An 11,292-nucleotide genomic window follows, 5' to 3' on the forward strand; every position below is an offset into this window, starting at 1 on the left:
ACTCCCCTGGCGTTTTGGGCCGGGGGAGTCGGTCGGTTCACAATCGGTCAGCCGTTGGCGGGGCCGTTGTAGAAAATCGGCAGGAAGAAGGTCCAGGCCAGCACCGCCAGCGAACCGATCCAGGAAATATGCACGCCGTAGGCGGCGAAGGGGCCGCCCAGGGTGTAGACCCAGATGATGAAGGACACGGCGGAGATGACCACATGCCACCAATCCACCGCCAGTTTTTTCTTGGGGTCTCGTGTGCCGAAAATGCGCAGCAGCACCACGCCGACGAGGCAAATGACCGACCACACCAGCAGGCCCACCTTTTGCTCGCTGGGGATCAGGCCGCTGCCCACCAGGTAGAGGCTGATGGCTTCGCCGGGCAGCAGCTTGGTGAGCTTTTCCAGGAAAAATTCGAACTGCTCTTTGGTGCTGGCGGCCGGAGCCGCAGCCGTGACGGGCGCCGCGGCCGCCGCTGACCCGGGGCGGTCGTGCCGCCGGGCGGCGGCTTCTCTTCGGGCGGTAACAGCAGGGCTGACAATACGATAGGGTGCAGACATCCACAACCTCCCTGTTGACTAAACCCTGCCCGTCCGCGGGCGGCAAGGCAGGCTGGACACTTCAGAATCAGTATAGCACAGCGCTGAAAAAACACGCGCTGAAGGAGGGCATGAGTCACCAGGGGAAGGTTACAGCAGCAGAATCAGCACCGCCGCGAAGAGCAAAATCCCCGCCGCCACACTGCTGATCCACAGCAGGTAGGCTACCGGGCGATTTTCGGGCAGGCGAAAGAAAAACAAACCCAGGAGTAAATTAAAGCCGTAGGTCAGCGCGCCCAAGACCGGCAGCAGCAGCGCTCGTTCCGGCGGCCCGGCTTGCAGGGGCAGGCCGCGAGCGTCGTAGCCCAAAGCCACCGGCCCATGCCCAGGGATGAGTACCCCCGCGGTGATGAACATCACCACCATCACCCCCAGCCCCGCGGCCAGCAGAACGCGCGCAAAGGGCTCGCCCCACACGTTCTGCACAAAGGCCGCCGGACGAGCGGAAAGCGGCTCGATGGGCGAGAGGCTGCCCATTTCCATCACCCGCTGAAAGGCGCTGAGGAATTCGCGCGGGTCTGCCGGAGAGATGACGTACACCTGCTGGCGGGTGGCCACCAGGATGAGCGTTTCGGCGTCCCCGGCCAGGTACTCCACCAGCCCCAGGCCCTCCACCATGCGCCGCCCCAAGATGCCCCCCGGCAGCGATAGCCCCGGCAGCGGCAGGGCATAGCCCAAATCCGCCGCGGAAAGCACCCATTCAACTTCCGGCAGGGGAATATCCTCGCCGCGCAGCCCCCAACGCAGCTTCAGCCCGTCGCGCTCCAACGTGTAGCTGGCCCGCAGCAGGGCGTAGCCGCGGTAGGCCGCTAGAACCGCCGGGGGCAGCAGCAGCACCGAGAGGAGCAGCAGCAGCACAAAATAGGCCCCCACGGCAGCCTGGGTGGCAAAGTACAGGCTGCCCGCGCTCACCCCCAACAGCAGCAGGGCCAGGCCAAAATGCAGCAGCAGGCCCTGGCGGCGAACGGGGGTGAAAATCTGTGCTTCGGACATACTCGCTTTGCCTACAGACAGCTCGCCAACGTGCGGCAGACGGCGTCTACCTGTTCTTCGCTCATCTTGCCGGAAAACGGCAGGGCCAGACCGCGCTCGCCCAGGTCTTCTGTCACCGGGAAGTCGCCGCGGCGGTAGCCGAAACGTTCCATCATGTAGGGCTGCAAATGGATGGGAGAGAAATAGGGCCGCACCGGTACGCCGCGCGCCCCCAGCCGTTCGGCCAGGGCTGCCCGATCGGCGCCCCGCGCCAGACGGATGACATACACAAACCAGCTCACCCGCGTGGTGGAAGGGATCAGCACGGGGGCTTCCACGCCAGGGATCTCGGCCAGACGCTCAGCGTACCAATCCGCCACCTGTTGGCGGGAGGTGAGCAGCTCGTCAATGCGCGCCATCTGGGCCGCGCCCAGGGCCGCCGAGAGTTCATCCAGGCGGTAGTTGTAACCCAGGTAGGTGTGTTCCAGCCAGGTGTCGCCGGGGGCGCGCCCCTGGTTGCGCAGGGCCTGCATCAGCGTGCTCATGCGCTCGTCGTCGGTGATCACCAGGCCGCCCTCGCCGGTGGTGATTTGCTTGTTGGGGTAAAAGGCAAACACCCCGCAGTCGCCCAGCGTCCCCGCCGGACGGCCCTTATACTCGGCCCCCAGGGCTTCGCAGGAATCTTCGATCAGGCTCAGGCCGTGGCGGGCGCTGATGCCGCGCAGGGCGTCGTAATCGGCGGGCTGACCAAACACGTCCACCGCCAGCAGGCTTTTCAAAGCCCCGGGCGCTTCGGCCCCGGTGCGCGGCAGCCAGCGCTGGGCCGCCGCCCCGCCCGCCTGTAAATCCTGGGCAGCCTGGGCGGTCTGTTCGACGTCCATGTTGCCGGTCACGGGGTCCACATCCACAAACACGGGCACGGCCCGTTCATAGAGCAGCGCGTTGGTAGAGGCCACAAAGGAGAAGGGCGTGGTCAGCACGCGGTCTCCGGCGCCCACCCCGCAGGCCAGCACACACAGATGCAGCCCGGCCGTGCCGGAATTCACCGCCAGGGCGTGGCGGCTGCCCGTGAAGCGCCGAAACGCCTCTTCAAAGGCCCGAATCTGCGGCCCCATGCTTAAATTGGGGGTCTGCAAAACGCTCAGCACCGCCTGGCGTTCGCTCTCGGTCAGATCCGGGGACGACATGGGAATGCGTGGGGGAGCTTGATAGTCCATGAGGCTGATTTTACACCTTTTTTGGCGCTTAAAAGCAAAGGCCGGGCATGACCCCGACCCTGGCTTTATCTTCTGAATGACAGCGGATTAGATCAACGCCAACAGCGGGGCGACGCGGCTGAATTCGTTCATGAGCTGATCGAAATCCATCATGCCCGTGCTGAACACCACCAGGGGCACAACCACGCAGCAGCAGCACAGCAGCACCAGGACCACAATCAAGATGATCCACAGGGTCTTGTTGCTTTTCTTCTCTTCAACGGGCGGAACAGCGGGGGGAGTATAATCATTCATTTTTGCCTTCTCCTTTGGGGTATCGGATGAAACCGGGGGGACTTCTTCGGGCGGCAGCGGCTCTTCCCATTGGGGTTTGGGGGCAGAATCCGCCGCGTCCGGTGCTGCTTTCTCTACTTTGGGAGCGAAGACCGTCGGGCTGCTGTTGGAGGGCGTTTCCGGCGGCACAGGCGGGTCGGTATCACGGGGGTCTTTATACTCGCTCACGGCTCCTCCTAGGGGACGTAGTAAAAACTGCTGTTGATCTCGTTCATGAAGGGCAGCATGCACAGGGGCGCAGAGATGGCCCCGGCGAAGATCAGCACGCCCAGGCACAGACCAATCAGCGCTAGAATGATATTGGCGTAGCCCAAAACCAGGCCAATGGTGGCCATGCCGTCACCGCTCACCCGGCCGTAGGATTTTTTGATCTCCCCTTTGGCCACATGGCCAAAAATGACCGCCAACAGCCCTCCCAGGCCGAACACACCCAGCCAGCCCAAAATGCCGCAGATCAGGCTGATGATGGCCGAACTGCTGGTGGTCACCGCCACGGGCGGGGGATATTGGGCGTTTGGGGGCGGATATGGAACCTGTGACATCCGTGCACCTCCCTCTCTGATTAAGATGATTGATTAATGCGCGGCCGCAGTACGGTTACTGCGCCGCCAGAACCACCAGATGACACCGGCCGTCAACAGCACCAACAGGCAGGCGATCACCACTGGGATGACCACCGCCAGGATGGAGATCAGGGTGGAGGTCAGGTCTTCCAAAATGCTCACGGGCACATTGCCCGCGCCGCCCGTGGCTGCGGTGACCGCTGGACGGACCGCCCCGGCCTTGACCGCATGTACGCCGCCCGCCACCAGCAAGCCCATGCCCATCGCCAGGATGGGGTGGATGTCGGTGATGACGTTGGCGCTGGCCGCAAAGGCCACCGCCCCCGCCGCCGGGCGCACGAAGGTCTGAATGGCGTCGTTGATGTGATTGACCGCCGGAAATTTATCCGCAAAAAATTCTACCAACGACAGGACCACCAGAATGCCGATGATCCACCAACTGCTGAGGGTATCCCACGGAGCGCGCAGGGTGATCAAGTTGGTAAAACGCGCCAACAAAGCCACGATGAGCAGCGGGATGTAGGCATTCAGCCCGGCGCTGGCCGATAAGCCAAAAGCGGTGAAAATGCCCAAAACTTCCATCTTCTTCTACCTCCCCAGCCCTTACAGGCCGGAAAAGAACCCGTTCCAGCTGCCCGTCAGCCAGTAGCGGGCGTAATCCAGCACGCCGGTTTGCAGCATGGCCACGAAAAAGCCCGCCGCCAACAGACCCGCCGCCTGACCCCAACGGGTGTAGGCGTTTTCTTTCTTCAAGACCAACGTCCACATCACACTGTAAATCAGGGTCAAGATGATCACCACCGTTAGCGCCGAGAGCAGCGCCAGCGGGTACAGCAAGATCGGATTCTCGCTCCACACCGCCGCGTCCACCACCAGCACCGCCGCCGTCAGAACGGCCATGTCGCGCCAGCCGGTCAATGCCGGGCGCGGGTCCCAGTCTACCCACAGGTTCTGGTTGACCAGCGGCACCAGCAGCGCTGCCATGCCCAACCCCATGCCCGAACCGGTCAGCAGCCGCAGCAGGTTGTGCGACTCGTACACCTGCGGTATGTTCGGAAAGAACTGCACATACGAGTTCAGCCCGTCCACGCCGAAGGCCGCCACGAACAGCCCCAACACGGCCACCACCCGCCAGGGCGGCATGCCGCCGCGTTTTCCCAGCCGGAACTGGTAGATCATGCCCACCAGCGCGCCCAGGTACATGCCGGAACAGCGCGCGCACAGGGGCACGGGGCGGTCGTCGAGGAAAAAGGAGCGCTGCGGAATGCGGTGGCAGACGGCATACCCCACCGCATCGGCCTTGCCCAGCAAACCGGGCGGAGTCAGCGCCAGCCACACCCCCAAAACCAAAAGGGCCGCCGCAAACGGGAGGTAGCGTAGGAATGGGAATGTGCGGCGCTGGGGCTGGGTTGGCGTTTCTTCCATTATGGTTCATTATAGAGGTGAATGGGCCTGCGCGCAAGTGCATTGGCACGCGCCACAAAATCGGGTATGATCCCCTTCAGTAAAGGAGATCCGCTTGAACCCTCTGCAGACTTTTGCCAAAACCATGCTGGCGGCTGCTCTGCTGCTGGGGGCTTGTGCCCCCGCGCCCGCCGCTCTTGCCCCCACCGCCGCCCCCGGCCAGCCCGCCGCACCCGCCGCCAACCCCGCTTTGCCCAGCCCCACCCTGGGCCCCACGGCTGCGCCCTCGCCCAGCGGCCCAGCGCTGAACCCCCTCACCGGCCTGCCCCCGGCCGCGCCAGAGCTGCTGCTGCGCCGCCCGGTGCTGGTGAAGGTGCAGAATGTGCCGCGCGAAGACCGCCCGCAGTGGGGCCTTTCGCAGGCCGATCTGGTGTTTGAATACTACATAGAATACGGCGACACGCGCTTTGCGGCCCTCTTTTACGGCCAGCAGCCCACCGCCGTGGGTCCCATCCGTTCCGCCCGCCATATTGATATCCCCCTGGTGCAGATGTACAAATCCTTTCTGATCTTTGGCGGCGCGTACGATGAGCTGTTTGACCTGCTGTTGGAATCTGATTTTCAGGAGCGCCTGATCCGCGAAGGCCCCAACACCGCCCCGGCCCTCTTCCGTTACGATCCCACCGGCCGCAACAGCCTGCTGGTGAACCTCAGCCTGCTGCCGGAGGTTTACCAGCGCTACGGCATGGATGACAGCCCGCAGGAGCTGAACGGCATGGTCTTCAGCGCCGCGCCGCCCGCGGGGGGTGAAAAAGCCGAGCGCGTGTTTGTGCGCTTTTCGGGCGGCATGTACAACCGTTGGGATTACGACCCCGCCAGCGGGCGCTATTTGCGTTTCGCCGACGCTCAGGACGACCTGAACCGCGACAAGCCGGTGTACACCGCCGCCGTGGACCGCGCCAACGGTCAGCCGATCGGCGCGGAGAATGTGGTCGTGCTGTGGGTGCCGTATGAGCGCGTTAAGGCCGGGGCCGAGGTGTATCAGGCCGAACTGCTGGGCAGCGGCCCGGCGGACCTGGCCCGCGACGGCCAGCTCTTCCGCGTGCGCTGGCAGCGTGACGCGGCGGAAGATGTGCTGCGTCTGGTGGATGAGAGCGGACAGCCCGTGCCCATGAAACCCGGCCAGACCTGGTTCTCGCTGTTGGAGGATGACAGCGCCGTGCGCCAGGAGGGCGCTGACTGGGTTTTCACTTTCCAACCGGTGCCGTAGCCTCGCTTTGCGCTGATCCCTGGCGGATGCAATAAAACCCAGGTTAAACCCAACCGAGGGCCTGCACGCGCAGACCCTCGGATTTTTTTGATTTTTCCCGCGGGTTATTCCTGCCAGCTCTGGATGAGGGCGGCCACGAGGGCGGTGCGTTCGGCCAGGGACGGAACCATAATGAATTCGCGGTCCGAATGGGCGCCGTCGCCCACCGCCCCCAGACCGTCCAAGACGGGCACGCCCAGCGGGGCGACAAAATTGGCGTCCGAAGCGCCCCCCACGGCTTCTTCGTTCAGGAAAAAGCCCAGCTGCACCGCCAGGGCGAAGGCTTTGGCGTAGCAGACTTCCATCAAGGTGTCGCGCGGCATGGGCGGGCGGTTCAGCTCGTAGCGCACGCGCACTCCGGTTCCCACCACCTGGGGGGTGCGGCTGCGCGCCCATTCCTCCAGGCGGAGGGCCTCTTCCATCTGCGTCACACGGAAATCCACCTCGGCCTCAGCCGCATCGGGGACCACGTTGCTGCGCGTGCCCCCGCGGATGACCCCCACGTTCACGGTGGTGCCCCGGCTGTAATCCGTGAGGGCCTGGGCGGCCAGGATGTGGTGGGCCAGCTCTTCGATGGCGTTGCGCCCCTCGGCGTGGGCTGCCCCGGCGTGCGCTGCCGTCCCCTGGGTCTCGATCCTCAGGTCGCCGACCCCCTTGCGCGAGGTCTTGATGGCTCCGCTGGGGGTGGCCGGTTCCAGCACCAGCACGGCCCGCGCCTGTGCAGCCAGTTTTTCAATCAGCGCCCGCGATGACGTGCTGCCGATTTCTTCATCGGAGTTGATCAGCAGCTGCACGGGCAGGCCCGGCCCGCCGGGGGTTTCGTGCAGCGCGCGCAGCGCGGTGACGGCCATGGCGATGCCGGCCTTCATATCCAGCACGCCTGGCCCATAGGCCCGCTCTCCCTCCACGCGGAAGGGCCTTTGCGCGGTGGTGCCCAGGTCAAACACGGTGTCCATGTGGCAAAGGATCAGCAGCGGGCGATCATCCCCGCCCCAGCGGTAGAGCAGATGGTTTCCGCTTTGCGTCTGTGGAAAGGTTTCCACCGTGCCGGGCAGGCCGCCCAAAATCTCCGCCAGCCGCCGTCCCAGGGCGTCCACGGCGGGTTTCTCGGTGGAGGGCGATTCGCAGTTCACCAGCTCGCCCAGCAGCGCCAACATTTCCGCCTCACGGCGGGCAAAGAACTCAATGGGCAGGTGTGACATGATGTCTCTCCTCTTGTTTTTCCAATAAATAGGCCGGGCCGCCCACACGGGTGAAGCCGGTAAGGGCGTAGCCGCGCTCAAAATAATGCAGAAAGAGCTGGCGGCTGTGCAGGCGCCATTCCAGGGCGAGCTGAGGGTCGTTGTCGGCCAGGCGGGTGAAGCGCTCTGGCAGGCGCAGCAGCAGCCGCGGCGCAGTCAAGCCCAGATAAAGCGCAGTGGGCTGACCGTCGGCCACCACGTTCACCGGCTCGGCGTCCGCAAAGCCCGCATCCGGCGGGGTGCCCAGGGCCAGGGCTGCCGTCCGCGGGCTGGCCAAGGGCCAATCCACCAGCAGCCGGTCGGTGGGCGCACCGCTGTCAATGCCCTGCATGGTGCCGTAATAATCCACCAGATATTCGCGGCTGGAGGCCCCCAGGTGGCGGATGTTCAGCTCGGCGTTCTCCGCCCGCAGCGGGTCCACCGTCCACTGCACCAGGGTCACGCCGCGCTCCAGGCACCAATCGCGCTGGAACCATTTGAGGGCCGCACCAATGCCCTGGCCGCGCCATTCGGGCAGCACCGCCAGGCGGTGAGAATGCTGCACCTCCGGCTCACGCGTGGGCAGGCTGAAGCTGAAGCCCACCATGCGCCCGTCCGGCGCAAAAGCCCCCGCCACCAGCCCCCCGCTGAATTGGACGGCGATGAGCACCTCTTTGCACTCCGGGTAGGTATCGGCCCCCCACACGGCCAACTGCACCTGTTCGGCCTCCACCATCTCACGCGCCCCGGCCAGCTCGCGCAGGGTCAATTTGCCCCGTGAGGTGTCCAGCTCTCTCATGGGCGGAATTCCTCGCGCGACAGGGTGAGCTGATCGACATAGGCCATGTCCAGGGTCACGCCAATGCCGGGGCCAGCAGGAACGGGCATCATCCCGTTTTGGGTCTCCAGGGCTTCGTTGACCAGGTCGCGCTTCCAGTAGCGGCTGCTGGAGCTGGTGTCGCCGGGCTTGCGGAAGTTTTCCAGGGTGGCCAGGTGGATATTGTGGGCCCGCCCCACCCCGCTTTCCAACATGCCGCCGCACCACACCGGCGCGCCAAAGGCCGCGGCCACGTCGTGTACGCGCCGCGCCTCCAACAGGCCGCCCACCCGCCCAACTTTAATGTTAATCACCCGCCCCGCGCCGGATTCGAGGGCCTTGCGCGCATCCGCCGCGCTTAAAATGGATTCATCCAGGCACAGCGGGGTGCGGATTTGGGCCTGCAGTTTGGCGTGGTCGTGCAGATCGTCATAGGCCAGGGGCTGTTCCATGTAATCCAGGTCAAAGGCATCCAGGGCGCGCAGGGTGGGCAGGTCGCTGAGGGTGTAAGCCGAATTGGCGTCCACGGTCAAATCGGCCTGCGGAAAAGCCTCGCGCACCGCCGCCACCACATGCACATCCCAGCCCGGCTTGATTTTGAGCTTGACGCGCTTGTAGCCCTGGGCCAAATGCGCCCCGGCCAGGTCGCGGGTGGCCTCTGCCGAGGGCTGAATGCCCAGGCTGACCCCCACGGGAATTTGCGTGCGCGTGCCCCCCAACAGCCGGTAGAGCGGCAGGCCCAACTGCTTGGCCCACAGGTCCCAAACGCCCATCTCCAGCATGGCCTTGGTCATGCGGTTGCCCCGAAACGGCGCCAGACGCTCCATCACCTCCTGGGGGTGCTGCAAATCCACCCCCAAAATGCGCGGCAAAAAGACTTCGCGCAGCAGGGCCAGCGCGCCGGGGATGAACTCCTCGCGGAACATGGGCTGGGGATCCATGACCCCTTCGGCCAGCCCCTCCAAGCCCTCGCCAAACAGGCGCAGCAGCGGCACGTATTTGTCCGTTTCCACGCCAAAGGAGGTTTCAAAGGGGTGCAGCAGCTGCAATTTGACAATGCGAATTTCGGCTCGTTCGATTTTCATGAGGGGCTATCCTGTGGTTCACAAATTCACCGGCGCAGCGGTGTCATCTTGATTGTAGCGGAGATTGGAGCGGGGGGCAAACCCTATACATCCTGAACCATGAGGTTTTGTTAACTTGACTTTTCGCATCGGATCAGGGATACTACTATCAATGGGGCACGCCTTTACACCCCCGCACGCATGCCATCTTTACGAACAGGAGGTGATGTCAACAATGGATAGTAGTTATCAACCCAGCGCTGCGGCATCCCTCCTGGCTTCTGTTTAGCCAACTGATGCCGCAGCCAAACGGAAGGCCGCCCACCTTGGGCGGTCTTCTTTTAAACAGCCCACATTCCCACCCCCGCGGGTTTGCTCGCGGACGCGGCTCTTACACTGCATTGGGAGGCACCCATGACCGATACTGTCCTTTGGTGGCTGCGGCGCGATCTGCGCCTGGAAGATAACCCCGCCTTGCGGTTGGCGCTCAACGGCGACCGCCGGGTTGTGCCGGTGTTCATTCTCGACCCCACTCTGATGGCGCGCCCCGCTGAAAAACGTCAGGCCTTCCTCTTTGCCGGTCTGCGCGCCCTGGATGCTGACTTACGCGACCGCGGCAGCCGCCTGGTGGTGCGTGAAGGCCCGCCTGTGGAAGTTCTGGCCCATCTGAGCGCCGAAAGCGGGGCCAGCGCCGTGTATGCTGAAGAGGACATCAGCCCCTACGCCCGCCGCCGCGACGCCCAGGCGGCCGCGGCCCTCACCCTGCGCCTGGTCACCGGCGCCACAGTGTTCCCCGCCGGGCAGGTGCGCAAGGCCGACGGCTCCCCTTACACAGTTTTCACTCCCTACAGTAAAGCCTGGAAAGCCCTGCCCTTCCCCGGCGCGCCCCAGCCTGCTCCGGCGCGCTTGCCCGCCGTGCCGGATGCGCTCACCTCCTTACCCATCCCCACCACCCCCGCCCCAGCGGATTTTCCCGCGGGCGAGGCCGAAGCCAACCGCCGACTGGGAGCTTTTCTGGACGAGCGCATCGCCGCTTATGCTGATACGCGCGACCGCATGGATCTGGAGGGCACCTCTGCCCTTTCGCCCTACCTGCGCTTCGGCATGCTCTCGGCGCGCAAGGCCGCCTGGGCTGCCCTGGAGTCCGCCCGGCTGGCTCCCCACCCCCAGGCCCGCCGCGGGGCCGAAACCTGGCTGAACGAGCTGATCTGGCGCGAGTTTTATCACGCCATTCTTTACGCCTTCCCCTTTGTGATGCAAACGGCTTTCAACCCCGGCTTGCGCGGCGTGCCCTGGCGAAACGCCCCTGCTGAGCTGGAAGCCTGGCAGCAAGGCCGCACGGGTTACCCGGTGGTGGACGCCGCCATGCGCCAGTTGGCTGCCACCGGCTGGATGCACAACCGTGCCCGCATGATCGTGGCCTCCTTCCTCACCAAAGACCTGCTGATCAACTGGCAGGCAGGCGAGCGATGGTTCATGCGCAACCTGGTGGACGGCGACCCGGCCGCCAACAACGGCGGCTGGCAGTGGGCCGCGGGAACGGGCACGGACGCCGCCCCGTATTTCCGCATTTTTAACCCCAGCCTGCAGAGCGCCAAATTTGACCCCCAGGGCGTGTATATCCGCCGCTGGCTGCCGGAACTGGCCCGCGCCTCGCTGGCGGGCCTGCACGACCCCAACCATTTGACCCCTGGCGAGCGCCGCGCCGCCAATTACCCCCCGCCCATCGTGGATCATGCCGCTGCCCGCGAACGCGCCTTGCGCCTCTACCGCCCGACTTAACTCCGCGCCCAGTGTACTAGATGTCTG

At 64.7% G+C, this 11,292-nt stretch carries 12 protein-coding genes; 2 read left to right on the top strand and 10 right to left on the bottom strand.

Features of this window, described 5'->3' with window-relative positions; genetic code table 11:
• Positions 1-47: 47 nt before the first annotated feature.
• From ADN01_RS13350 to ADN01_RS13380, 7 genes are all read right to left on the bottom strand, one after another.
• Positions 48-545, bottom strand: a complete 498-nt coding sequence (locus ADN01_RS13350; protein ID WP_062417373.1) for a hypothetical protein — start codon at positions 543-545, stop codon at positions 48-50.
• A gap of 129 nt (positions 546-674) precedes the next feature.
• Complete coding sequence (locus ADN01_RS13355) at positions 675-1,577, bottom strand: PH domain-containing protein (RefSeq protein WP_062417374.1); 903 nt, start codon at positions 1,575-1,577, stop codon at positions 675-677.
• 11 nt (positions 1,578-1,588) lie between these two features.
• Positions 1,589-2,773 carry a DegT/DnrJ/EryC1/StrS family aminotransferase gene (locus ADN01_RS13360; RefSeq protein ID WP_062417375.1) on the bottom strand — a complete coding sequence of 395 codons (1,185 nt, stop codon included), beginning with the start codon at positions 2,771-2,773 and terminating at the stop codon, positions 1,589-1,591.
• An 87-nt stretch (positions 2,774-2,860) separates the two neighbouring features.
• The gene (locus ADN01_RS13365) at positions 2,861-3,274 is read right to left on the bottom strand and encodes a hypothetical protein (protein ID WP_062417376.1); all 414 of its coding nucleotides are present in this window, start codon (positions 3,272-3,274) and stop codon (positions 2,861-2,863) included.
• An 8-nt stretch (positions 3,275-3,282) separates the two neighbouring features.
• The gene (locus ADN01_RS13370; RefSeq protein ID WP_062417377.1) at positions 3,283-3,648 is read right to left on the bottom strand and encodes a DUF4190 domain-containing protein; all 366 of its coding nucleotides are present in this window, start codon (positions 3,646-3,648) and stop codon (positions 3,283-3,285) included.
• 33 nt (positions 3,649-3,681) lie between these two features.
• Positions 3,682-4,251 (bottom strand): DUF4126 domain-containing protein, encoded by a 570-nt coding sequence (locus tag ADN01_RS13375; protein WP_062417378.1) that lies wholly within the window; start codon positions 4,249-4,251, stop codon positions 3,682-3,684.
• Between the two features lie 21 nt (positions 4,252-4,272).
• Complete coding sequence (locus ADN01_RS13380) at positions 4,273-5,094, bottom strand: DUF2085 domain-containing protein (RefSeq protein WP_062417379.1); 822 nt, start codon at positions 5,092-5,094, stop codon at positions 4,273-4,275.
• Positions 5,095-5,188: 94 nt separating this feature from the next.
• Here ADN01_RS13380 and ADN01_RS13385 point away from each other — a divergent pair, with 94 nt between their 5' ends.
• The gene (locus ADN01_RS13385; protein WP_075071193.1) at positions 5,189-6,343 is read left to right on the top strand and encodes a DUF3048 domain-containing protein; all 1,155 of its coding nucleotides are present in this window, start codon (positions 5,189-5,191) and stop codon (positions 6,341-6,343) included.
• Positions 6,344-6,447: 104 nt separating this feature from the next.
• Here the strand turns inward: ADN01_RS13385 and ADN01_RS13390 are convergent, their stop codons facing one another.
• The 3 genes from ADN01_RS13390 to menC are packed head-to-tail and all read right to left on the bottom strand — an operon-like array spanning position 6,448 to position 9,504.
• Positions 6,448-7,584, bottom strand: coding sequence for a M20 family metallopeptidase (locus tag ADN01_RS13390; protein ID WP_062417383.1), 1,137 nt, complete (start codon positions 7,582-7,584; stop codon positions 6,448-6,450).
• On the bottom strand, positions 7,565-8,401 hold the full coding sequence (locus tag ADN01_RS13395) for a GNAT family N-acetyltransferase (protein WP_062417384.1): 837 nt from the start codon (positions 8,399-8,401) through the stop codon (positions 7,565-7,567). The genes ADN01_RS13390 and ADN01_RS13395 overlap by 20 nt, the downstream gene beginning before the upstream one ends.
• Entirely contained in the window at positions 8,398-9,504 is a 1,107-nt protein-coding gene (gene menC, locus ADN01_RS13400) for an o-succinylbenzoate synthase (RefSeq protein WP_062417385.1), read from the bottom strand. The genes ADN01_RS13395 and menC overlap by 4 nt, the downstream gene beginning before the upstream one ends.
• A 393-nt stretch (positions 9,505-9,897) precedes the next feature.
• Here menC and ADN01_RS13405 point away from each other — a divergent pair, with 393 nt between their 5' ends.
• The gene (locus ADN01_RS13405; RefSeq protein ID WP_062417386.1) at positions 9,898-11,265 is read left to right on the top strand and encodes a cryptochrome/photolyase family protein; all 1,368 of its coding nucleotides are present in this window, start codon (positions 9,898-9,900) and stop codon (positions 11,263-11,265) included.
• Positions 11,266-11,292: the final 27 nt, after the last annotated feature.

This window comes from Levilinea saccharolytica (assembly GCF_001306035.1).
GTDB lineage: Bacteria > Chloroflexota > Anaerolineae > Anaerolineales > Anaerolineaceae > Levilinea > Levilinea saccharolytica.

What these genes read in the sequence shown, in the direction of transcription:
- ADN01_RS13350 (WP_062417373.1), bottom strand. Translation starts at nt 545, where the DNA reads ATGTCTGCACCCTATCGTATTGTCAGCCCTGCTGTTACCGCCCGAAGA.
- ADN01_RS13355 (WP_062417374.1), bottom strand. Translation starts at nt 1,577, where the DNA reads ATGTCCGAAGCACAGATTTTCACCCCCGTTCGCCGCCAGGGCCTGCTG.
- ADN01_RS13360 (WP_062417375.1), bottom strand. Translation starts at nt 2,773, where the DNA reads ATGGACTATCAAGCTCCCCCACGCATTCCCATGTCGTCCCCGGATCTG.
- ADN01_RS13370 (WP_062417377.1), bottom strand. Translation starts at nt 3,648, where the DNA reads ATGTCACAGGTTCCATATCCGCCCCCAAACGCCCAATATCCCCCGCCC.
- ADN01_RS13375 (WP_062417378.1), bottom strand. Translation starts at nt 4,251, where the DNA reads ATGGAAGTTTTGGGCATTTTCACCGCTTTTGGCTTATCGGCCAGCGCC.
- ADN01_RS13380 (WP_062417379.1), bottom strand. Translation starts at nt 5,094, where the DNA reads ATGGAAGAAACGCCAACCCAGCCCCAGCGCCGCACATTCCCATTCCTA.
- ADN01_RS13390 (WP_062417383.1), bottom strand. Translation starts at nt 7,584, where the DNA reads ATGTCACACCTGCCCATTGAGTTCTTTGCCCGCCGTGAGGCGGAAATG.
- ADN01_RS13395 (WP_062417384.1), bottom strand. Translation starts at nt 8,401, where the DNA reads ATGAGAGAGCTGGACACCTCACGGGGCAAATTGACCCTGCGCGAGCTG.
- menC (WP_062417385.1), bottom strand. Translation starts at nt 9,504, where the DNA reads ATGAAAATCGAACGAGCCGAAATTCGCATTGTCAAATTGCAGCTGCTG.
- ADN01_RS13405 (WP_062417386.1), top strand. Translation starts at nt 9,898, where the DNA reads ATGACCGATACTGTCCTTTGGTGGCTGCGGCGCGATCTGCGCCTGGAA.